The following is a 21954-nucleotide window of genomic DNA, read 5'->3' on the forward strand; positions in this document are numbered from 1 at the left end:
GACCTTGCGTGTTAGGAAGATCCTGATCGCGGCCGTCTCCGTACTGGTCGCGGCGACCACGCTGTCGACGGCGGGAGCACAGGCGATTCCAGGGAGCGAGCAGCAGCGCGACCGCGCGGCGGGCCGGTTCGACAAGCCGCGTGAGGGCTTCGCGCCCGCGTCCACCGTCCTGCGTGACGGCGCGCCGTCCGAAGTCGGTCTCGACCCGGAGCCGATCAAAGCGGCCGAGCAGTTCATCGAGAGCTGGACGAAGCCGGACGCCACCGGGCACCCGCACTTCTCCGGAGCGGTCGGCCTGCTCGCGCACGACGGCGTGGTGGTCGAGCGCCAGGCCGTCGGTGGCGCTGTCCGCTACGCCGACGCCAAGGGCACCGAACTGCCGCCCGAGCAGCAGGTGCCGATGCGCGCGGACACGATCTTCGACATGGCCTCGATCTCGAAGCTGTTCACCTCCATCGCGGTGATGCAGCTGGCCGAGACGGGCAAGCTGGACATCTCGGCGCCGGTGGTGCGGTATCTGCCGGAGTTCGGGGTGAACGGCAAGGAGGCCGTCACCGTCCAGCAGCTGCTCACCCACGTCTCGGGCTTCGCCGCGACACCGCTCCCGTCGCTGTGGGAGGGCTACCCGGACATCCCGTCACGCCGCAAGGCCGTCCTCGACAGCCCGCTGAAGAACGCGCCGGGCAGCACCTACCTCTACTCCGACATCAACCTGCTGACGCTCGGCTTCCTGGCCGAGAAGGTGGCCGGGGCACCGCTGGACAAGGTGGTCCAGGACCGCATCGCCACCCCGCTGGGCCTGGCCGACACCGGGTACAACCCGCCCGGGTCGAAACTGGCCAGGGTCGCGGCGACCGAGTACGCCACGAAGCCGCCTCGGGGGCTCGTACGCGGCGAGGTCCACGACGAGAACGCCTGGTCACTGGGCGGCGTCGCTGGGCACGCGGGCGTGTTCTCCACGGCCGCCGACATGGCGGTGCTGGCGCAGACGCTCCTCAACGGCGGCGCGTACCGAGGCCACCGGATCCTGCGCGAGGAGACCGTGCGGGCGATGCTGACGAACTACAACCACAAGTTCCCCGACAACGCGCACGGCCTGGGCTTCGAACTCGACCAGCCTTGGTACATGGGTGCGCTGTCGGCGCCCTCGACGGCCGGGCACACCGGGTTCACCGGGACGTCGCTGGTGATCGACCCGCTGTCGCGGTCGTTCGCGATCCTGCTCACCAACCGCGTGCACCCGACACGGAACTGGGGCTCGATCAACATCGCCCGCGAGACCTGGGCGAGCTCGCTGGCGAAGGCGATGGCCGTCCGCCCGGCGCGCGGCCACGACGCGTGGTTCAGCGGCGCCGGGGACGTCTCCACGGCCACTCTCACGACTCCGCCGTTACAGACGCGCGGCGGGCCATTGAAGGTCACCTTCGACACCTTCGTGGACACCGAAGGCCCCTCGGACTCGCTGTTCCTGGAAACAAGTACCGACGGCGGAGCCACCTGGAAAACGATTACTCTGCGTGCAAACGGACCAGGCGCTCCCGCCGGGGACCAACCCGGTCTCGGCGGGCACGGTCATCGGGCTTGGTGGCGGGCTGCGGCCGAGGTGTCGCAAAGCTCACAAATCACCCTCCGCTGGCGTTACACGACCGATGCTCGTTACACCGGACGAGGAATTTCCTTGGACGGTGTGAAAGTCACTGAACGCGGCCACATACTGCTGGACAGTGAGCATAATCCGCCTACTTTCGTCGCTACCGGCTGGAAGTTGAGCACTAGGTAACCGGCCAGCTCCGATGCGCTGACCAGACCGCCCCGTTGACCGGGACACGACCCCTTGCGTCGCGACACTAAGTTGCCAAGTCGTTAGCTCGACCTCGTTAACGACCTCGACCTGGTTAGCGACTTTCTGGTCAACGATTAATCGCAAATCGAATCCGCAGACACGGATAGGTTGCGATCTTCCCGAAGGGTGTGGGTAGCCTTGTCGCAGATGCCAACGGTTAGTAACTTTCCCACGGTGGGCGATACCGAATCCGTAATCGCGGCCGCACCGTCCGAGGCCGTGCCGGCGCAGCCGACACGGGACGCCGACGCGAGCCCGCTCGTCCGGATTCGCTCCCTCCTGCCCGGGCTCGCCCGGGCAGAGCAGCGCGTCGCGAAGGTCGTCCTCGACGACCCCGCGCAGGTCGCGCGGCGCAGCATCACCGAGGTCGCACTGGCTGCGAACACCAGCGAAACCACCGTCACGCGGTTCTGCAAGGCGGTCGGCGTCGGCGGGTATCCGCAGCTCAGGATCGCCTTGGCGGCCGACACCGCCCGGTCCGAGGCGCGGTCGTCCCGCAACCTCGGCGGCGAGATCGGGCCGGAGGACGACCTGGCCGCGGTCATCGGCAAGGTCAGCTTCGCGGACGCCCGCGCCGTGGAGGAGACCGCCGACCAGCTCGACGTCCCGTCGCTACAGCGCGTGATCGACATCGTGGCCGGCGCGGGGCGCGTGGACGTCTACGGCGTGGGCGCGAGCGCGTTCGTCGCCGCGGACCTGCAGCAGAAGCTGCACCGCATCGGGCGGGTCAGCTTCGCCTGGTCGGACACGCACATCATGCTGACCTCGGCCGCCGTGCTGAGCCCAGGAGACGTCGCGATCGGCATCTCCCACACGGGCGCGACCACGGACACCGTCGAGGCGCTGCGTGTGGCCCGTGAGCACGGCGCGATCACCGTCGCCGTGACGAACTTCCCGCGTTCGCCGATCACCGAGGTCGCCGACCACGTGCTGACCACGGCCGCGCGGGAGACGACGTTCCGCTCGGGTGCGACCGCCAGTCGCATCGCGCAGCTGACCGTCATCGACTGCCTGTTCATCGGTGTCGCGCAGCGGCACATGGACGCGTCGGTCAACGCGCTCGACGCGACCAGGGACGCGGTTGGCTCGCACCGTCTGGGCGTCCGGCCCGACGGCAGGCGGCGGCCGCGGGAAACCGGCAAATGAGCGAAAAAGTGAGGCGCATGATGACCGTCCCACGCCAGGTGGTGCACGTCGATTCGCCAACCGAACAGCGCAATCCACGGACGACCGACATCGACCTGATGTCGACCATGGGCATCCTCGGCGCGATCAACGCCGAGGACCGCCGGGTCCCCGAAGCCGTCGCCGCGGTGCTGCCGCAGGTGGCGCGGGCGGTCGACTTCGCCGTGGAAGCGCTGCGGTCGGGACACCGCGTGCACTACTTCGGGGCCGGCACCTCCGGCAGGCTGGCGACGTTGGACGCGGCGGAGCTCGTGCCGACGTTCAACGTGCCCTCGGACTGGTTCATCGCGCATCACGCGGGCGGCGCGCGCGCTCTGCGCCAAGCCGTCGAAGACGCCGAGGACGACGTGAAGGCCGGAGCCGCCGAGGTGGCCGAGTCCGTCGCACCCGGCGACTTCGTGCTCGGGCTGACCGCTTCCGGCCGGACGCCCTACGTCCTCGGCGCGCTGGCCGCGGCCAGCCGTCGCGGTGCCCGCACCGCCTTGGTGTCGGGCAATCCGGCCGCGGTGACGCCGCCGGGCGTCGATGTCCTCATCGCGGTGGACACCGGCCCCGAGGCGATCGCCGGGTCGACGCGGATGAAGGCGGGCACGGCGCAGAAGATCATCCTCACCGCGTTCTCCACCGCGACGATGATCAAGCTCGGGCGCACGTATTCGAACCTGATGGTCAGCATGCGGGCGACCAACGCCAAGCTGCGCGGACGGACCATCCGGATCCTGCGCGAGGCCACCGGCATGAGCATGGCGGACTGTTCCGACGCGCTCACCGAGGCCGACGGCGACCTCAAGGTCGCGCTGGTCCATCTGCTGTCCGGCGAGGACGTCGCGAGTGCGGCGAAGGCGCTGGCGGCCAACGATGGCCACGTACGCAAGGCTCTCGACTCCCTGCGGGTGCGCGCGAGCTGATCGATTGCCCAGTTCCGGCGGACAGACCCGTTCATCCCGACGCCTCGCGCTCACGCGACGCGAACGGGTGTCCGTCGCCGGGATGGCCGGGTTCATCCTGCTGCTCAACGTCATCGGCTGGGGGGTCCTGACGCTTTTCGTGGCGCCGCGCCAATACGAGCTCGGCGCCACGGGCGTGTTCGGGGCCGGCCTCGGTGTCACGGCGTTCGTGCTCGGGATGCGGCACGCGTTCGACGCGGACCACATCGCCGCGATCGACAACACCACTCGCAAGCTGATGGCCGACGGGCAACGGCCGCTTTCGGTCGGTTTCTGGTTCTCCCTCGGCCATTCGACGATCGTGTTCGCCCTGTGCCTGCTGCTGTCGCTCGGCGTGCGAGCGCTGGCTGGCGCCGTCGAGGACGACTCCTCGGCGCTACACGAGGCGACCGGGCTGATCGGAACGTCGGTTTCCGCGGTGTTCCTGTACCTCATCGGGATCATGAACCTGGTGGTGCTGGTCGGCATCGTGAAGGTGTTCCGGCGGATGCGGCGGGGCGAGTTCGACGAAGCGGCGCTGGAGCGGCAACTCGACAACCGCGGCTTCCTGAACCGCCTGCTCCGTGGCGCCACCAAAGCGGTGCGCAAGCCGTGGCACATCTACCCGATCGGCTTGCTGTTCGGCCTCGGCTTCGACACCGCGACCGAGATCAGCCTGCTGGTGCTCGCCGGCGGGGCGGCCGCGTTTTCGCTACCCTGGTACGCGATCCTGGTGCTGCCGATCCTGTTCGCCGCGGGGATGACGCTGTTCGACACCGCCGATGGCTGCTTCATGAACTACGCGTATGGCTGGGCCTTCGCGAAGCCGGTGCGGAAGATCTACTACAACCTCACCGTGACGGCGCTTTCCGTCGCGGTCGCCTTGCTCATCGGGACGATCGAGGTCATCTCGATCATCACCGAACGCTTCGGCATCACGACCGGACCGCTCGCGGCGATCGGGTCGATGAGCCTCGACTACGTGGGCTACGCGGTCGTAGCGCTCTTCGTGCTTACGTGGCTCTTCGCGCTCCTCGTGTGGCGCTTCGCGCGTATCGAGGAGCGCTGGTCCGTCGAATAGCGGTCTGACCTGCGAAAAGAGAGCAAGGGACCTTTGCTGCCGCTGGGCGCGTCCACGCGGTAGTTAGCATGCCTACGTAAACGAGAGCAAAGGTCCCTTGCTCCCCCCTTTTGATCAGGCGGGCTCGGGCACCCGCGTCCGCGAAGGCACCGAAAGCGCGAAGCCCAGCAGAGCGACGAAGGCGGCAACGGGACCGACCCACCAAACGCCCGCCGAGGACAAGACGACGCCACCCAGCGCGGCGCCGAGTGCACCACCCGCGTAGATCGCGGAACCGTTCAGCCCCAAGGCGACCGTCGGCACGTCGGGCGCCAGCGAGAACAGCCGGTGCTGCTGCGGCACCATCAGCATTCCGCCGAACACGCCCGATGCCAGCGCGAGGATCAGCGCGCCGGGCAGGCTCAGCACGGCGACGTCCACCAGCGCCAGGGTCACGACCGTCCCGATGAGCGAGAGAGCGCGGACGCGCGCGGGGCCGAGCGAGTCGGTGGCCCGGCCCGCGAAGGCGTTGCCCGCGATCTGCCCGATCCCGAAACCGACGAGCAGCCACGAGATCATCGCGCCCGCCGCCACCGGAGCGACCAGCACCGGCAAGTACACGAAGGCCGCGAAGCCCGCGGCGGTACCGAGAACACTCACGCCGAGCACGCGCGCGATCGGTGGCCGTACGACGACGGCGAGCCTGTCGCGCAACGACACCGCCGGCATCCGGACTCCCGGCAGAAGCGGCACGAGCAGCATCACGATCAGCGCCACCGCGCCGATCCCCCACATCACCGCACGCCAGCCGAACCAGTTCCCGGCGAGCACCCCGATCGGCACGCCGAGCACCATCGACACGCTCATCCCGGCGGAGACCGTGGCCAGTGCCCGACCACGGCGCTCGTCCGACGCCAGAGCACCGGCGAGGACATAGGCGTTGGACTGGAACGCGGCGGCGCCGAGGGCGGCCAGCACGCGTGCGACGGCGACCACGGCGAAGGACTCGCCGAGCGCTTGACCGGCCATGCCGATCGTGAAGAGCACCATCCCCGCGCCGAGCACCCAGCGCCGGTCGAGCCGTCCGGTGAAGGCCGCGATGATCGGCGAGGAAACCGCGTAGGTCACCGCGAAGACCGTGGTCAGCTGACCCGCGACGGCTTCGGAGACGCGCAGGTCCGCGGCGATGGCGGGCAGCAGCCCGTTCAGGACGAATCCGTCGGTGCCGACGGTGAACGTCCCGACGGCGAGTACCAGCAGAGCCCCCAGAGCGAGCCGATCATTTGATGATCGTCGAATCGTCATACGCGGTATAGTGGCGTGACTATTCGATGACTGTCAAACAGATTGGAGTGAAGTGAGCACCACGCTGCCGCAGCCGTCGATCGACGAGATCGAGATCGTGCCGGTGCTCCAGGCGCTCGCGGACCCCGTACGCCTGGAGCTGCTCCGCGCACTGCGGAGCAATCCTTCGCCGCGAAGCTGCGCCATCACCGAGTACGACGTCGAGATCAGCGCGCCGACGCTCTCCCATCACTGGAAGGTCTTGCGCGAGGCCGGCCTCACGACCACGTTCGTCGAGGGCCGGACCCGCTGGGTCGAGCTCCGCACCGAGGACGTCCACGCGCGCTTCCCCGGGCTACTGGACGCCGTACTCGCCTAGGCGCTGTCCTGCAAGCCACGTCCGCGGTCGAACAGACTTACAGGACACCGCCTAGCCCCCACTTCGCCGCGAGTTCCGCCGCGGCGCACACGCCGACGTCGAGCAGATACGGCCCCGCCTGCCCGCATCCGGCTCCCGGCGCGATCGGCTGACCGTGCCCCATCCCGGTGACGGCGTGCGTGTCGACGGCCGCGCCGACGTCGGTCCACTGCTCGGCAAGCTCGCGCATGTTCATCGGAGCCACCGTGTAGTCCGCGGTCCCGTGCCAGACGCTGACCGGCGAACGCGGCCCACTGCTCGCGGCCCGCACCTTGTCGCCCCACTGCTTCGGGGTCAGGTCCTTGCCGGGATTCATGCAGGAGTACGCGTCGATCATCGAAGTCGCGCAGCCATAAGGCAGTCCCGCGACGACACCGCCGCCCGCGAACAGTTCCGGATACGCCGCCAGCAGCACCGAAGTCATCGCGCCACCCGCCGACAGGCCGGTCACGTACGTCCGGCTCCCGGCCGAGAACCGCGCCATCTGCGCGATCGATTCGGCCTCTCCGGATCCTCGCTTGATGTCACCCGCCTGGAACCAGTTGAAGCACTTGCTGAAGTTGTTCGCCGAAACCTGCTGCGGCAGAACGAGTTTGAACCGCAGCTTGTCCGCGAGACCGATCCAGCCGGAGCCACGCGCGTACCCGGCCACGTCCTGGGTGCAGCCGTGCAGCACGACCACCGCCGGACGTCCGGACGGCAGCCCGTCGGGAACGTATTCGAACATCTGCAACGCGCCGGGATTGCTCCCGAACCCGGTGACCGGGCGGATCGCCGCCGCCTGTGCCGGAGCCGGAAAGAGAAGGACCAATGCCGAAACCACCGCGCCGATGAGGAGTTTTCGCATCACCTCAGGCTAAAACCACCGACGCCCGCTTCCCACGTGGAAGACCACCACAGCGGCGGCCCGTTTTGTGTGGTCACACCAGATACCGGCACACGAAGCCGCCGCTTACCGTCGTCCGATGCGGCTCATTCTGGTCCTCGCGATGATGCTGGCCATGGCGACACCCGCCCAGGCGGCGAGCGGTTGCGGGAACGTGCGCGTTCCCGGCGCCGCGACCCAACAACTGTCCTGTTTGGACGATCTGACCACCACCGGCACCCTGGTCACCGGGCACACCGTCCAGTCCGACTGGGCCGGGCTCACCTCCGCCGGTTTCCCCGCGCCCAAGGCGGTTCCCGGCATCCAGATCGACGGCTACTTCCCGGATTCGTCGACGGCCAACACGACGCACGGCTGGAACCACGACGCGCAGTTCGTGCTGCGGCTGCCCGATCGCTGGAACGGTGGCCTGGTGGTCTCGGGGTCCCCCGGTGTGCGACGACAGTACGCGAACGATCGCGCGATCGGCGACCAGGTCCTCGCCGCCGGCTACGCGTTCGCCGCCACCGACAAGGGCAACACCGGCGCCGGCTTCCACACCGACGGACGCCGCCCCGGTGACGCGCTCGCCGAGTGGAACTCACGGGTCACCCAGCTGACGATCGCCGCGAAGGCCGCCGTCGCGCATCGCTACGGGCGCCTGCCTAGCCGCACCCTCGCGGCCGGGATGTCGAACGGCGGCTATCTCGTCCGCTGGCAGCTCGAGAACCGGCCATGGCTCTACGACGGCGGTATCGACTGGGAGGGCACGCTTTGGCACGAAGACGGCCCGAACCTGTTCACCTTCCTGCCGCCCGCGATCAAGGCCTACCCCGCCTACGCCGCCGGTTCCGCGCAAGCCCATCAGCGGATTCTCGACGCCGGTTTCGCGCCGGGCTCGGAGTTCCTCTGGCCGTATCACAACGACGTCTACTGGGGCCTGACCCAGCGCATCTATCAGGCGGAATTCGATCCGTCGTTCGCCGGAACCGACTACGATTACACCACTCGCCCGCCGTCGGTGCACCGCGCGGTGGAACGGATCTCGCTGACCGGCCGGATCGGCAAACCGCTGATCACCCTGCACGGCACCCTCGACACCCTGCTGCCGATCACCCGCGATTCCGACGTCTACCAGCGGATGATCGCCGACCAGGGCCGTGCCGGACTCCAGCGCTACTACCGGATCGTCGACGGCAACCACGTCGACGGGCTCTACGACGCGCACCCGGACAAGCTGCGGCCCATCGGCCCGTGTTTCCGCACGGCTTTCAGCGCTCTCGAAGGCTGGCTCGACGGCGTCCGCCCGCCCGCTTCGGCGACGATCCCGCGCGCGAGCGGTGACCTGGCGACCACTTGCGCACTAAGCTGATCGGATGGAATTCCAGGACGTCGTACGACGCCGTCGCATGGTCCGGAAGTTCACCGGCGAACCCGTCGCCGAGGCGAGCCTGCAGCGCATTCTGCGCAACGCGCTGAAAGGCCCCTCCGCCGGATTCTCACAGGGACAAGGATTTCTCGTCCTCATCGGCGAAGAACTCGCCAAATTCTGGGAGTTCGGGGCGAGCTGGGCGCCGGAAACCGTCACCACGGCCCCGGTCGCGATCGTGCCGCTTTCGGTCAAGAACGCGTACCTCGACCGCTATGCCAAGCCGGACAAGGGTTTCGCCGAGGGCGACGACTCGTGGTGGCGCGTGCCGTACTGGGATGTCGACACCGGGATGGCGACGATGCTGATCCTCCAGACGGCGGTCGACGAGGGTCTCGGCGCGGTGTTCTTCGGGCTGGCGCCGGAAGGCGTGGAGCGGCTGCACAGCGAGTTCGGCGTGCCGGAGGACCACGACCCGATCGGCGTCGTGGCGCTCGGACACGGTGCGGAATCCGGGCCTTCACCCGGTTCTTCGGCGACCAAGATCGCTCGCCGCGACTTCGACGACGTCATTCGTTTCGGTCATTGGTGAGGCGGTGCAGCCTGAGCGCGAGCTGGAGTTCCAGCGCGCGCTCGGGCGCCTGCCACTGCTCGCCCAGCAGTGACGCGATGCGGTCCAGCCGTTGCACGACGGTGTTGACGTGCACGTGGAGCAGGTCCTTCGCGCGCGTCAAGTTGCCGCCACAGGCGAAATACGCGCGAAGGGTGCCGATCAGATCCGTGCCGCGGCGTTCGTCGTAGTCGAGCACCGGGCCGATCGTGGCGGTCACGTACGCGCCGAGGTCGGCGTGCTCGCCGAGCAGCAGCCCGACGAAACCGAGGTCGGCCATGCTCGCGCCTTCCCCCGCCCGGCCCAGCGCCAGCAGCGACGCGACGCATCGCGCGGCTTCGGCGTGCGCCACGGCCAGCTCCCGCGGTGACGCGGCCGGCCCCGCCGCACCGACCGTGACCGCACAGTCCATTGTGGACGCCAGCTCGGCGGCGACGGACCGGGCGAGCGCCCCGGCGTCCGCACCTCGAATCAGAAGGACCACTTCGTCGGCGTGGACACCGACGAGGTCCGCGTGCCGCGCGGCCGCCGTGGCCAGCCTCCGCCGGGAGACGTCGTCGGCATGCGCGACCAGCACCGCGTGCGGTGCCGACAAATCGACCCCCAGGCGGCGGCCGCGGGCCAGCAGCGCGGCCGGATTGCGGCCCGGCGCGGTGAGCAGGTCCGACAGCAACTCCCCGCGCACCTCGTCCTCGGCGCGCGCGACGGAACGCCGCTGCATCAGCAGGACGGCGGTGACCACGCCCGCCCGCTCGAACAGCCGCCGGTCGGCCTCGCCGAGCGACGGCCCGCCGCCGAGTACCAGACTGCCGAGGAATTCCTGCCCCGCCTGGACCGCGCACAGCCAACCGTCCTCAGTGGACACAGCGCGTCCGCTCGTCCTGGACGCCGAAACCGCCGCACGCGAAAGGCTCAGCTCGCCGTCGGTCCTGGCGAGGACGACGCCGTCGGCGTCATAGACGGCGATCGCGCCGCCGAGCACGTCCGCGACCGCGGCGGCGACCTCGGCCAGGTCACCACCGCGCAGCACGAGATCCATCAGCCGGTCGTGAGCGTCCTCGGCGCGGCGCATCGCGTCGTTGTGCGCGCTGATCGTCGCGTTGGCGGCGTTCAGTTCGGCGACCGCGCGGCGCGTCTCGTCGAGCAGATGCGCGTTGTCCAGCGCGATCGCCGCGTGGTCGGCCAGCGACGACAGCAGCGCGACCTCGTCGGGCGAGAACTCGCGGGTGGTCCGGTCGGAGGCGAACAGCACCCCGATGACCTTGCTGCCGATCGCCAGCGGTACCCCGAGGATCGCGGTCAGGCCCTCGTCGAGCACCCCGGTGTCGATCGAGGCGGTGTGGCGGAACCGCTTGTCGTCGAAGTAGTCCGCCGTCGCGTACGGCCGCGCGGTCTGTGCGACCAGCCCGCCGAGCCCCTCGCCCATGCCCAGCACGATGTCCTGGAACAGCGCGGAGACCGAGCCGTCGGTCACCCGGACGTAGGTCTTGCCTTCGGTCTCGTCGTTGAGGCTGAGATACGAGACGTCCACGCCGAGCAACGCCCGCGCCCGCCGCACGATCGACCGCAGGACGGCGTCCGGATCGTCCAGCCGGGCGAGGTCGCTGGCCGTGTCGAACAGCGCGGCCAGCTCCGCCTCGCGCCGCCTGTGCTCGGCGACGGTGTCCCGGATCCGCAGCGCCAGCTCGGTGGCCTTCGGGTCGACGGGGACGTGCGCCAGCTGCTCGCTGCCCGCCCCGGAGGCGAGCAGTTCGAGCAGCCGGCGCAACTGCGCGGAACCGTCCACAACGGTCATGCTGACACGTGACCGCGCTCCGTGAGAACTTCGGAGTGCAGGGACTCGCCCTTGGTCTCGCGGGCGGCGAGCAGGGCGATCACGGTCAGCACGCACATCGCGACCACGTAGAGCGAGACCGGGATCGTGCTGCCGAACTCCCTGAACAACGCGACCGCGATGAGCGGCGCCACCGCCCCGGCCGCGATCGACGACAACTGACCGCCGACCGAAAGTCCGGTGTAGCGCACCCGCGTCGGGAACTGCTCGGAGAAGAACGCGGCCTGCGGGCCGTACATCGCGCCGTGCAGCACCAGCCCGACGGTCGCCGCGAGAATGATGACGCCCGGGTTCTTCGTGTCGAGCATGGCGAAGAACGCGAAACTCCACACCGCCATGCCGATCGCGCCGAACAGGTACACCGGGCGGCGGCCGATCCGGTCGGAAAGCATGCCCCACAAGGGAATGGTCAGGAAGTGCACGGCCGAACCGATGAGCACCGCGTTGAGTCCCGCCGATTTCGGCAGGCTCAGCCCGGTGGTCACGTAGACGAGGATGAACGCCGTGATCACGTAGTACGAGACGTTCTCCGCCATCCGCGAGCCGATCGTGATCAGCACCGCGCGCCGGCTCTTGCGGAACACCTCGACGACCGGCGCGTGCGTGGTCGCGTTGTTCTCCTGCGCGGCAAGGAAGACCGGTGATTCGCTGACCGCGAGCCGGATCCACAGCCCGATCACCACGAGGACACCGGAAAGCAGGAACGGGATCCGCCAGCCCCAGCTGAGGAACACCTCGTCGGACTGTGTCGCGGCGAGGATCGCCAACACCGCCGTCGCGAGCAGGTTCCCGCCGGGAGCACCGCATTGCGGCCAGGACGCCCAGAATCCGCGTCGCTTGTCGTCGCCGTGTTCGGAGACGATCAGCACCGCGCCACCCCATTCGCCACCGAGCGCGAAACCCTGCACGAGCCGCAGCAGCGTCAGCAGGATCGGTGCCAGGACACCGACGGAGGCATACGTCGGGAGGATGCCCATGGCGCAGGTGGAACCGCCCATCAGCAACAGGCTCAGCACCAGCAGCTTCTTGCGGCCGACGCGGTCACCGAAGTGGCCGAACACCAGCCCGCCGATCGGCCGCGCGAGGAAACCGACGGCGTAGGTCAGGAACGCGAGCAGCGTACCGGTCAGCGGATCGTTGGAGGGGAAGAACAATTTGCCGAACACCAGCGCCGCGGCGGAGGTGTAGAGGAAGAAGTCGTACCACTCGATCGTCGTTCCGATCAGGCTGGCGCTGACGACCTTCGCGATCGAGCCACGGTTCTGGGTGGTCACCGAAGACGTCCTTTCTTGGGGGTTCACGCGGCGGTCCAGCCGCCGTCGAGGGGGATCGAGGTACCGGTGACATGGGCGGCGTGCTCGCCGGACAGCCAGAGCACGCACGCGGCGACGTCGGCGGGTTCGATGAGCCGCTTGATCGCGGAACGGCGCAGGAGGACCTGTTCGATGACGGCGTCGCGTTCGAGGCCGTGTTCCTCGGCCTGCGCCTGGAGCTGGCCGGTGACCAGCGGCGTGCGGACGTAGCCGGGGTTGACGCAGTTGCTGGTCACGCCGTGCTCCGCGCCTTCGAGCGCGGTGACCTTGGAGAGGCCTTCGAGCGCGTGCTTCGCGGTGACGTACGCGGATTTGAACGGGCTCGCGCGGAGGCCGTGGACGCTGGACATGTTGACCACGCGTCCCCAGCCGCGTTCGTACATGTGCGGCAGCGCGCGGCGGATCAACAGGAACGGCGCGGTGACCATGAGCGCCTGGACGCGGGTGAACGTCTCCGGCGGGAACTCGTGGATCGGCGCGATGTGCTGGAAACCGGCGTTGTTGACGAGGATGTCGACCTCGGCCGGGAGCGTCTCGACGGCTTGGGCGTCGGTGAGGTCGACGACGTGCGCGATGCCGTTGACGTCGGCCGCCACCTTCTCGACGGCGTCGTCGATGTCGGCGAGGTGGACCTTGGCCCCCGCCTCGGCGAGCGCTTCGGCGCAGGCCAGGCCGATCCCGCTCGCCGCGCCTGTGACCAGCGCGGACTTACCGGCCAGATCGCTGTGATACGCACCACTCATGCCGGACGACGTTAGGTCGATCCCGGCACTTAGACCATGTGGTCACGCCCTACACCTGCGCGAGATCCCGTGTGGGCTCACCCCACTCCCGCATTTCGTCCTCTGAATGCGGTAGTTGCACGCGCAAGTACCGCATTCAGAGGACGAAATGCGGGAAGTCAGCCGGCGGCGTCGGAGATCGACTTCGCCTCACGAGCGCCCGCCTCGAACGCTTCACACGAAAAGAGCAGCCAAGCCCGGACGCCCTCCGGGGTTCCGCCCGCGAACGCCGAAGCGGCTTCGAGGTACTTCGGCACCCGCCGGAAGTACGCGACCTCCGGCACCGTCAGCGCCTTCGGGTCCAGTCCGGTCGCCACCGCCGAAAGCCGCGCCGCCGCCCTCGCGACAACACCGTCCGCGGAGCCGAAAGGCTTGAGTGCCAACAGTTCCCCGTGCACGACGGCGGTCAGCACCGGCCCCGGCACCGACGTCGCACCGGTGACCAGCTGCGCCAGCATCTCCAGCCGCGGCCCGACGTCACCGGACGACCGCGGCCGCCCCAGCGCGTCGAGATCCGTCACCAGATCCGACGCGGCGAGAACGTGCAGACGCGCCAACGCCTGCAACGGCGCGCGCCGCCACGTCGGCAGCAGACCCTCCAGCGCTTCCGCGACCCGCAGCGCGCCCGCCAGCACCGGATCGGTCACTTCACCGGATTCGGGCAGTTCGGGCGCGGCACCCTCGATCCCGGCCGACGCCCGCGCCGACCGCACGGACGCTTCGGCGGCCGTCGCCGCGCCGCCGCGCAGGTTGGCGGGCAGCCGATGGACGGCGAACACCGCGTCCTGCGCCGATTTCGCGGCCGCGGCGACTCCTTCGAGGTCCAGCAGTGGCTTCAGCGGATCCGTCACGCGTCCAGCACCTGGCCCACGCGCCGCACCACGGGCGCCTGCACCGACCACGGGAAGTTGATCCAGCGGTCCGTGTGCTTCCAGACGTACTCGCATTTGACCTCGGAGCGCGGCTTCTCGTAGACGACCGCGCAGCGCACCTCGGCGACGTGATCGGCGCAGAAGTCGCGGACCAGCTTCAGGGTCGCACCGGTGTCCGCGACGTCGTCGGCGACGAGCACCTTCTTCTTCGTCAGGTCGACGACGTTCGGCACCGGCGGCAGCATGACCGGCAGGTCGAGACGCTGGTCGACGCCGGTGTAGAACTCGACGTTCATCACGTGCAGGTTCTTCACGTCGAGCGCGTAACCGAGCGAGCCGGCGACGAACAGCCCGCCACGCGCGATCGACAGGATGAGGTCCGGCTCGAAGCCGTCGTCGGCGACGGCCTGCGCCAGCTCCCTGCTGGCCGTCCCGAACAACTCCCAGGTGAGCTCTTCCCGCTCCTCGGCCATGCTGCCTCGCCTTCTCGATCGTTCCCGCGAGCATAGGCAACGCCGCAGTGGCCTTCTCGAATGCTTCGAAACTGGCTATCCAGTAAGGCCATTGCCGTCCGTAGCGTCGAGGCCGTGACCGACTGGAACACCCACGCCACCCTGCGCGGCGAACGCGTCCACCTCGAACCGCTCACCCGCGACCACACGAAGGGCCTGTTCGCGGCGGGCTCCGACCCGGCGATCTGGGCCTGGCTCAGCCTCCGGCAGCCGCAGGACCTCGCCGCCGCCGAAGCCATGGTCGACGACATCCTCGCCGACACCGACCGCCGCGCCTGGGCCCAGATCGACGCGCGCACCGGCGAAGTCGCGGGCACGACGTCGTTCTACGCGATGAGCGCGCGCCACAAGATCGTTTCCATCGGCCACACCTGGATCGGTTCCGAATGGCAGCGGACCGGACTCAACCGCGAGTCGAAACTCCTGTTGCTGCGCCACGCTTTCGACGACCTCGGCGCGAACCGCGTCTCGTGGGAGACCGACATCCGCAACCTCAAGTCACAGAAGGCGATCGAACGTCTCGGCGCGCAACGGGAAGGGGTGCTGCGCGCGCATCGCGTCCGGCCCGACGGAAGCGTCCGCGACACCGTCGTCTACTCCCTCACCGGACCAGAATGGCCCGCGGTCCGTACCGCTTTGTCCTCAAGCGTGTGAACGCCGCGCGCAACCACGATGCAACCTTTTACTTCGCGTCGTAACGTCGATAGCGTGCCAACGGGCGTGAAGACACGCGAATCACAGGAGGCATCGCACCATGACCGAGCAGTCGCCGGCGCTGGACAATTTGCTCACGGAGAGCAGGACCTTCCCCCCGAGTGAGGCTTTCAGCGCGCAAGCGAATGCCACCGCCGACTTCTACGCCGAAGCCGACGCCGACCGGGAAGCGTTCTGGGCCAAGCAGGCCGAGCGCCTTCACTGGGAAACGAAGTGGTCGCAGGTACTGGACTGGACCAATGCGCCGGTGGCGAAGTGGTTCGTGGGCGGGAAGCTCAACGTCGCGTACAACTGCGTCGACCGCCACGTCGATTCCGGGCACGGCGACCAGGTCGCCATCCACTGGGTCGGCGAGCCCGGCGACAGCCGCGACATCACCTACGCCCAGCTGAAGGACGAGGTTTCCAAGGCCGCGAACGCGCTCGAGTCCCTCGGCCTCAAGGCGGGCGACCGCGTCGCCATCCAGATGCCGATGGTGCCCGAGGCGATCGTCGCGATGCTCGCCTGCGCCCGGATCGGCGTCCTGCACAGTGTCGTCTTCGGTGGTTTTTCCCCGACAGCCCTGCGTTCCCGCGTGGACGACCAGGCGGCGCGGATCGTCATCACCACCGACGGCCAGTACCGTCGCGGCAAGGCCGCCCCGATGAAGGCCAATGTCGACGAAGCGCTCGAAGGCGCCGAATCGGTCGAGAAGGTCATCGTCGTGCGCCGCACTGGCGAAGAGGTGCCGATCACCGAAGGCCGCGACATCTGGTGGCACGAACTGGTCGACGGCCAGTCCGCGGAGCACACGCCGCAGGCGTTCGACTCCGAGCACCCGCTCTTCATCCTCTACACCTCCGGCACCACCGGGAAGCCGAAGGGCATCCTGCACACCTCCGGCGGCTACCTGACCCAGGCCGCGTACACGCACCACAACGTCTTCGACCACAAGGCCGGCGAAGACGTCTACTGGTGCACCGCCGACATCGGCTGGATCACCGGGCACACGTACATCGTGTACGGGCCGCTGGCGAACCGGACGACGCAGGTCGTCTACGAAGGCACGCCGAACACCCCGCACGAGGGCCGCCACTGGGAGATCGTCCAGCAGCACAAGGTCTCCATCTACTACACCGCGCCCACGCTGATCCGCACGTTCATGAAGTGGGGCAACGAGATCCCGCAGAAGTACGACCTCTCGTCGCTGCGCGTGCTCGGCAGCGTCGGCGAGCCGATCAACCCCGAAGCGTGGATCTGGTACCGCGAGAACGTCGGCGCGAACTCCGCGCCGATCGTCGACACCTGGTGGCAGACCGAGACCGGCGGGATCATGATCTCGCCGCTGCCGGGCGTCACCGCCACGAAGCCGGGCTCGGCGCAGAAGGCGCTGCCGGGCATCTCGGCGAAGGTCGTCGACGACCAGGGCGTCGAGGTCGGCAAGGGCGGCGGCGGGTACCTGGTGCTCGACAAGCCGTGGCCGGGCATGCTGCGCGGCATCTGGGGCGACGAGGAGCGGTTCCGCGAGACCTACTGGTCCCGCTTCGCCGACCAGGGCTACTACTTCGCCGGCGACGGCGCGAAGTACGACGCCGACGGCGACGTCTGGCTGCTGGGCCGGGTCGACGACGTGATGAACGTGTCCGGGCACCGCATCTCGACCACCGAGGTCGAGTCCGCGCTGGTCTCGCACCCGACGGTCGCCGAGGCCGCCGTCGTCGGCGCGACCGACCCGACCACCGGGCAGGGCATCGTCGCGTTCGTCATCCTGCGCGGCAACGCGGTCGACGGTGGTGACGCGGCCGTGCAGGAGCTGCGCAACCACGTCGCCAAGGAGATCGGGCCGATCGCGAAGCCGCGGCAGATCCTGGTCGTGCAGGAGCTGCCGAAGACGCGGTCCGGCAAGATCATGCGCCGCCTGCTGCGCGACGTCGCCGAGAACCGCCAGGTCGGCGACGTGACCACGCTGGCCGACTCGTCGGTGATGGACCTGATCTCTTCGGGCCTGAAGTCCGGCAAGTCCGAGGAGTAGCGACCTCCCACCTGACATGAAGGAGTCTTTCATCGCAAGATTTGCGATGAAAGACTCCTTCATGTCATCCGACACGCCTACCACACCCCAGTTCGCCTCACTCGAACGCCTGTTCTAGGATGTGCCGGGTACCACCCCATACCCGGGCAAGGAGACGACACCGACGATGACCGTGGATGCCTTGACACGCACTGACGCCGTGTCCGAAGAAGCGGCTACCGAAGCGCCCGTCGACTCGACGCCGCAGGCGGAGACCACCTCGGAGGCCACCGAAGCCCCGGCCGAGGCCAAGACCGAGACCCCCGCCGAAGAGGCCCCCGCCACCGACAACATGGCGGAGTCCCCCAAGCCCAAGCGTGGCCGCCCGAAGGTCGCCACGACGGCGAAGAAGACCCGCACCGTCGAGCTGACCCTCACGGTCACCGGCACCGCCGACGGCGAGTGGCAGGCCGAGCTCAAGAACGGCAGCAAGTGGGTCACGAAGGGCCTGGAGATCCCGGCCGCGGCCGTGTCCCGCGCCGCCAAGGAACTGCACGCCGACCTGTCGGGCCCGATCGACGAGGTCATCAACGCCGCCCGCGAGCTGCAGGCCGCGAAGGTCGCCCAGCTCGAAGCCGAGCTGGAGAAGGCGAAGCTGGCGCTGGCCGAGCTGGACGCGTAAGACTTTCCTCCCGACCGGGGCGGACGCTGGAAATCAGTGTCCGCCCCGGTTTTTCATTCCGCGATCGGTGCCCGCGTGGGCAGCGGCGTCTTGAATTCGACCCACTGACTGTCCACAATGGCCTCGACGCTGTGCGGGACGCCGCGCGGGTGGACGATCGTGCCGCCCGCTTCGAGGGTCACTTCCCGGCCGTCGAGCGTGCCGCGCAGCGAACCCGAAACCAGGTAGACGATGCTGTCGTGATCGTGGCTGTGCACGGGAGAAGCGACGCCCGCCGGGTAGGCGATCTCGTACGCCAGCCCGCCTTCCGCCGTGGCGAGCGTGCGGAACCGGCCCTGTCCGCCGATCAGCGGCAGACCCTCCACTGTGGACATGGTCGTCCAGGTCATCGCACGGGCTCCATGGCAGCCGCCTCCTCGCGGTCCGGGTCACGGGCGAGCACGACACCGATGGTGGTCACCACCGCCGTCACGAGCAAGTAGCCTCCGATCGCGAGCCAGGTGTCGAAACCGGCCAGCAGCGCCGTGAACAGCAGCGGCGCGGGAGCCCCGCCGATCACGCCCGCCAGGGTGTACGCCAGCGAGCTGCCGGTGTAACGCAGGCGCGGCGAGAACTGCTCGGTGACGAGCGCGGCCTGCGGCCCGTAGAGCGCCGCGTGGATGACGAGCGCGAGCACGATCCCGATCGCCAGCATGAGGAACGAACCACCGCTGACCATCGGGAAGAACACGAACGGCCAGATCCCGGCGGCGATGGTCGCGATCAGGTACATCTTGCGCCGCGAGACGCGGTCCGAGAGCGCGCCGAACAGCGGCATCAGCACCAGCTGGAACGCCGAACCGATCATCACCGCGGCCAGGCCGGCGCCGCGCGAGAGATCGGTGTGCGTGGTGACGTACGTGAGGACGAAGACGGTGAACAGCGCGTACAACACGTCCGGACAGACACGGATCAGCACGGCCGCGACCAGCGCGCGGCGTTCGGTGCGGAAGACCTCGGAGATCGGCGCCGACGGACGTTCGCCGCGCTCCTGGATCTGCTTGAAGACCGGGGTCTCCTCCAGCTTGAGCCGGATCCACAGGCCGAACCCGACCAGCGCGCCGGAAAGCAAGAACGCGATCCGCCAGCCCCAGCTGTTGAACTGGTCCTCGGTGAGCAGTCCGGCCAGCACGGCGAGGACGCCGTTGGCGAGCAGGTTGCCCGCGGGCGGGCCGATCTGGGCGGCGGAGGCCCAGAAACCGCGTTTGTTCGGATCGCCGAACTCACTCGAGAGCAGGACGGCGCCACCCCACTCGCCGCCGATGCCGACACCCTGCGCGAACCGCAGCGCCACGAGCAGCACCGCCGCGAAGCCGCCGATGGTCTCGTAAGTGGGCAGGACACCGATGAGGAACGTCGCCACCCCGGTGAGCACGAGCGTCATGACCAGGATGCGCTTGCGGCCGAGCACGTCGCCGAGGCGGCCGAACAGGAACCCGCCGAGCGGCCGGGCGAGGTAGCCGACGGCGTAGGTGGAGAACGCCGCCATCGTGCTCGCGAGCTGGTCTTCCGAGGGGAAGAAGAGATTCCCGAAGATCGTCGCGGCCGCCACCGAGTAGGCCGCGAAGTCGTACCACTCGAGCGCTGTTCCCGAGAGGCTGGCCGCGAAGGCCTTGTGCAACGAACGCCGGTCACCGGCTGGTGAGGTCATGTCCACATCCGTCCGTAGGAGATCCGCAACCCCGCCGGGAGGGGTTGAATTGCGGATATACTCCTTGTATACAAGCTGTATGCGCAACCCCCGATCTCGGAGGACAAATGCCTGAGCTGCGTTTCACCCTTCCCGGCGGTCAGGAGCGGCGGACCGAGGTCCACACGCTGCTGAACGCCGGATACGCCGGTCGCAGCCAGGAGGACGTCGCCGCCCACGTGGCCGAACTGGCCGAACTCGGCGTCCCCGCGCCTTCGGTGATCCCGGCGCTCTACCCCGTCGCGCCGTACCTGGCGACCCAGACCGACGAGGTCCCGGTGCAGCACGAGCGGACCTCCGGCGAGGCCGAATGGGCCATCGTCATCACCGGCCCCGCGCCCGAGGACGTCCTCCTGACCGCCGCCTGCGACCACACCGACCGCGCGCTCGAAGCGCACGGCGTCGCGTGGAGCAAGAACGCCGGCCCCGACGTCCTCGCCGCCAAGGCGTGGCGGCTCGTCGACGTCCAGGACCGGCTCGACGACCTCACGCTGTCCGCCTGGGCCGGGGAAAACCTTATCCAGCAAGGAAAGCTCGCGGAACTGCTGCCGCCGTCGTACTGGCTGGACGTGCTGCGCGAGCGTGACCTCCACGCCCCGGGCACCGTGTTGATCTCGGGGACGATCCCGATGGTGCACGGCGTCGACCAGTTCGCCGACTCCTGGCGCGTGGAACTGGGCGACCCGGCGACCGGCGAGACGATCGAACTCGCCTACACCGTGCGACGGCTGCCCGAACCGATCGGCTGAAGCAGCTCGCCGAGGAAGGCCCGGTACTCGTCCTTCATCGGCAGCTCGCGTTCCACGCGGACGCGGCGGCGGGTCGCGGAGACCTCGATCTCCCGCACCGGATCGAATCCGGCGCGCTCGTAGGACTCCCAGTACAGCCCGACGCCGCGCCGTTGCCAGGCGGGGACTTCGGCGAAGTTGACGCCGTGCGCGAAGAGCAGCTCGTTCTTCTCGGAGACGCCGGCGCCGTCGAGGACGGCTCCGGCCTCGCTCGCCGATTTCCCCGCCTTGCGGAGGATCCAGTAGCACCAGCCGTTGAGCGCGCATCGGGCCGCGTCCGCCTGGCGCCAGGAGAAGTAGTCGACGACGTCCTCCGCCGTCGTGCCGAGCCAAACGCGGCCGTCGAAGTGCGCGGGTACCCCGGCCGCGTGGGTGAACGCGGCCGAGGCGACGCCGGCGGAGATCGACACGAGCTTCTCGACACCCCGGCCGAAGAGGTCGGCGGACGGGGCTAGCACGAGCGAGATCTCGTCGCTTTCCGTGTATACGTAAGGCGAAGCGAACTCCGACAACAAGGCGCCCGCCGCCTCGGCCATACAGTCGGCGAACCGGGGATCGAACGGCTTCTCGAACCGCGCTTCGGTGAACTTCGAGAAACCCCGGCCGTCGACGCGGAGCACCGTCCAGGCTCCCGGCGGCACGGTCAGCCCGTGGAACCACTCCCGTTCCCGTTGCCGCGCCTCGAAATCACCGGCGTCCATGGTTCACTCCCGCTCGACGACGAAACCGCCTTCGCCGTCGAAACCGACGGTGTACAGCTCGTCGAAACCGTCTTCGGCGCTCGGGCGCCTGAGGCGTTTCAGCGTCGCATACAGACCGACGTCGGGCACCCGGGTTTTCCCTTTCCGGCGGCCGTTGCGCTCTTGGGAGCCTTCGAGATCCGGCGGGAACCAGTATCCGAGGACCCGCGCGCCGTACCGCCTGGCGACTTCGACCAACGGCGCCCATTCCTCCGGCGAGGGGTTGGTGTTGTCCACGACCACCGAACGGCCGCCCTCGAGCGCTTCGGCCAGCATCCGCAGCTGCCGGGCCTGCGGCCGCCGGGCGTTGGGGAAGGTGTCCTTGCTGACGTGGACGTGCGTCGCCGCGAACTCCCGGCGGAAGAACGTCGTCTTCCCGGCTGCCTGGAGCCCGATCAGGATCACCACCTCGGCCACGGACACAACGTAGCCGATGGG

At 68.9% G+C, this 21954-nt stretch carries 22 protein-coding genes; 11 read left to right on the top strand and 11 right to left on the bottom strand.

Features of this window, described 5'->3' with window-relative positions; all coding sequences use genetic code 11:
* Positions 1–4 precede the first annotated feature (4 nt).
* The 4 genes from AC069H_RS26825 to nicT all read left to right on the top strand — a co-directional run bounded on the left by AC069H_RS26825 (position 5) and on the right by nicT (position 5035).
* Positions 5–1780 (top strand): serine hydrolase domain-containing protein, encoded by a 1776-nt coding sequence (locus AC069H_RS26825; RefSeq protein ID WP_478234203.1) that lies wholly within the window; start codon positions 5–7, stop codon positions 1778–1780.
* A gap of 210 nt (positions 1781–1990) precedes the next feature.
* Positions 1991–2989, top strand: a complete 999-nt coding sequence (locus AC069H_RS26830; protein WP_026467087.1) for a MurR/RpiR family transcriptional regulator — start codon at positions 1991–1993, stop codon at positions 2987–2989.
* Positions 2990–3006: 17 nt separating this feature from the next.
* The gene (locus AC069H_RS26835) at positions 3007–3936 is read left to right on the top strand and encodes an N-acetylmuramic acid 6-phosphate etherase (protein ID WP_478234204.1); all 930 of its coding nucleotides are present in this window, start codon (positions 3007–3009) and stop codon (positions 3934–3936) included.
* Positions 3887–5035 (top strand): Nickel transporter NicT, encoded by a 1149-nt coding sequence (nicT, locus tag AC069H_RS26840; protein WP_478234205.1) that lies wholly within the window; start codon positions 3887–3889, stop codon positions 5033–5035. The genes AC069H_RS26835 and nicT overlap by 50 nt, the downstream gene beginning before the upstream one ends.
* Positions 5036–5149: 114 nt before the next feature.
* Here the strand turns inward: nicT and AC069H_RS26845 are convergent, their stop codons facing one another.
* Complete coding sequence (locus AC069H_RS26845; protein ID WP_478234206.1) at positions 5150–6319, bottom strand: MFS transporter; 1170 nt, start codon at positions 6317–6319, stop codon at positions 5150–5152.
* Between the two features lie 52 nt (positions 6320–6371).
* On the opposite strand from AC069H_RS26845, the gene AC069H_RS26850 reads away from it, so the two are divergent.
* Positions 6372–6677 carry an ArsR/SmtB family transcription factor gene (locus AC069H_RS26850; protein ID WP_478234207.1) on the top strand — a complete coding sequence of 102 codons (306 nt, stop codon included), beginning with the start codon at positions 6372–6374 and terminating at the stop codon, positions 6675–6677.
* Positions 6678–6714: 37 nt separating this feature from the next.
* On the opposite strand, the gene AC069H_RS26855 is transcribed toward AC069H_RS26850, so the two are convergent.
* Complete coding sequence (locus tag AC069H_RS26855) at positions 6715–7563, bottom strand: extracellular catalytic domain type 1 short-chain-length polyhydroxyalkanoate depolymerase (RefSeq protein WP_478234208.1); 849 nt, start codon at positions 7561–7563, stop codon at positions 6715–6717.
* Positions 7564–7681: 118 nt separating this feature from the next.
* On the opposite strand from AC069H_RS26855, the gene AC069H_RS26860 reads away from it, so the two are divergent.
* Positions 7682–8953: a tannase/feruloyl esterase family alpha/beta hydrolase gene (locus tag AC069H_RS26860; RefSeq protein WP_478224373.1), complete on the top strand. Its 1272-nt coding sequence runs from the start codon at positions 7682–7684 to the stop codon at positions 8951–8953.
* 4 nt (positions 8954–8957) lie between these two features.
* A complete protein-coding gene (locus tag AC069H_RS26865) occupies positions 8958–9542 on the top strand; it encodes a nitroreductase family protein (RefSeq protein ID WP_478224372.1) in 585 nt (194 codons plus the stop codon).
* Here AC069H_RS26865 and AC069H_RS26870 read toward each other — a convergent pair.
* The 5 genes from AC069H_RS26870 to AC069H_RS26890 form a co-directional block, all read right to left on the bottom strand.
* Positions 9520–11355, bottom strand: a complete 1836-nt coding sequence (locus AC069H_RS26870) for a helix-turn-helix domain-containing protein (protein ID WP_478234209.1) — start codon at positions 11353–11355, stop codon at positions 9520–9522. The genes AC069H_RS26865 and AC069H_RS26870 overlap by 23 nt on opposite strands.
* On the bottom strand, positions 11352–12668 hold the full coding sequence (locus tag AC069H_RS26875; protein WP_478234210.1) for an MFS transporter: 1317 nt from the start codon (positions 12666–12668) through the stop codon (positions 11352–11354). The genes AC069H_RS26870 and AC069H_RS26875 overlap by 4 nt, the downstream gene beginning before the upstream one ends.
* A 23-nt stretch (positions 12669–12691) precedes the next feature.
* Positions 12692–13450: a 3-hydroxybutyrate dehydrogenase gene (locus AC069H_RS26880; protein WP_478224369.1), complete on the bottom strand. Its 759-nt coding sequence runs from the start codon at positions 13448–13450 to the stop codon at positions 12692–12694.
* A gap of 158 nt (positions 13451–13608) precedes the next feature.
* The gene (locus AC069H_RS26885) at positions 13609–14340 is read right to left on the bottom strand and encodes a Fic family protein (RefSeq protein WP_340685302.1); all 732 of its coding nucleotides are present in this window, start codon (positions 14338–14340) and stop codon (positions 13609–13611) included.
* Positions 14337–14834: a phosphoribosyltransferase gene (locus AC069H_RS26890; protein WP_478234211.1), complete on the bottom strand. Its 498-nt coding sequence runs from the start codon at positions 14832–14834 to the stop codon at positions 14337–14339. The genes AC069H_RS26885 and AC069H_RS26890 overlap by 4 nt, the downstream gene beginning before the upstream one ends.
* A gap of 114 nt (positions 14835–14948) precedes the next feature.
* Here AC069H_RS26890 and AC069H_RS26895 point away from each other — a divergent pair, with 114 nt between their 5' ends.
* The 3 genes from AC069H_RS26895 to AC069H_RS26905 all read left to right on the top strand — a co-directional run bounded on the left by AC069H_RS26895 (position 14949) and on the right by AC069H_RS26905 (position 18259).
* Positions 14949–15527 (top strand): GNAT family N-acetyltransferase, encoded by a 579-nt coding sequence (locus AC069H_RS26895; protein WP_478234212.1) that lies wholly within the window; start codon positions 14949–14951, stop codon positions 15525–15527.
* A gap of 100 nt (positions 15528–15627) precedes the next feature.
* Positions 15628–17598: an acetate--CoA ligase gene (gene acs, locus AC069H_RS26900; RefSeq protein ID WP_478234213.1), complete on the top strand. Its 1971-nt coding sequence runs from the start codon at positions 15628–15630 to the stop codon at positions 17596–17598.
* Positions 17599–17764: 166 nt separating this feature from the next.
* Positions 17765–18259 (top strand): DUF6319 family protein, encoded by a 495-nt coding sequence (locus AC069H_RS26905; RefSeq protein ID WP_478234214.1) that lies wholly within the window; start codon positions 17765–17767, stop codon positions 18257–18259.
* 53 nt (positions 18260–18312) lie between these two features.
* Here the strand turns inward: AC069H_RS26905 and AC069H_RS26910 are convergent, their stop codons facing one another.
* A complete protein-coding gene (locus AC069H_RS26910; RefSeq protein ID WP_478234215.1) occupies positions 18313–18648 on the bottom strand; it encodes a cupin domain-containing protein in 336 nt (111 codons plus the stop codon).
* Positions 18645–19949, bottom strand: coding sequence for an MFS transporter (locus AC069H_RS26915; RefSeq protein WP_478234216.1), 1305 nt, complete (start codon positions 19947–19949; stop codon positions 18645–18647). The genes AC069H_RS26910 and AC069H_RS26915 overlap by 4 nt, the downstream gene beginning before the upstream one ends.
* 107 nt (positions 19950–20056) lie before the next feature.
* On the opposite strand from AC069H_RS26915, the gene AC069H_RS26920 reads away from it, so the two are divergent.
* Positions 20057–20737, top strand: a complete 681-nt coding sequence (locus AC069H_RS26920) for a DUF2848 domain-containing protein (protein WP_478234217.1) — start codon at positions 20057–20059, stop codon at positions 20735–20737.
* Here AC069H_RS26920 and AC069H_RS26925 read toward each other — a convergent pair.
* Both AC069H_RS26925 and AC069H_RS26930 read right to left on the bottom strand, forming a co-directional pair.
* A complete protein-coding gene (locus AC069H_RS26925; protein ID WP_478234218.1) occupies positions 20701–21477 on the bottom strand; it encodes a tRNA(His) guanylyltransferase Thg1 family protein in 777 nt (258 codons plus the stop codon). The genes AC069H_RS26920 and AC069H_RS26925 overlap by 37 nt on opposite strands.
* Positions 21478–21480: 3 nt before the next feature.
* On the bottom strand, positions 21481–21933 hold the full coding sequence (locus AC069H_RS26930) for an AAA family ATPase (RefSeq protein WP_478234219.1): 453 nt from the start codon (positions 21931–21933) through the stop codon (positions 21481–21483).
* Positions 21934–21954 lie beyond the last annotated feature (21 nt).

This window comes from Amycolatopsis sp. NPDC043887 (assembly GCF_056435665.1).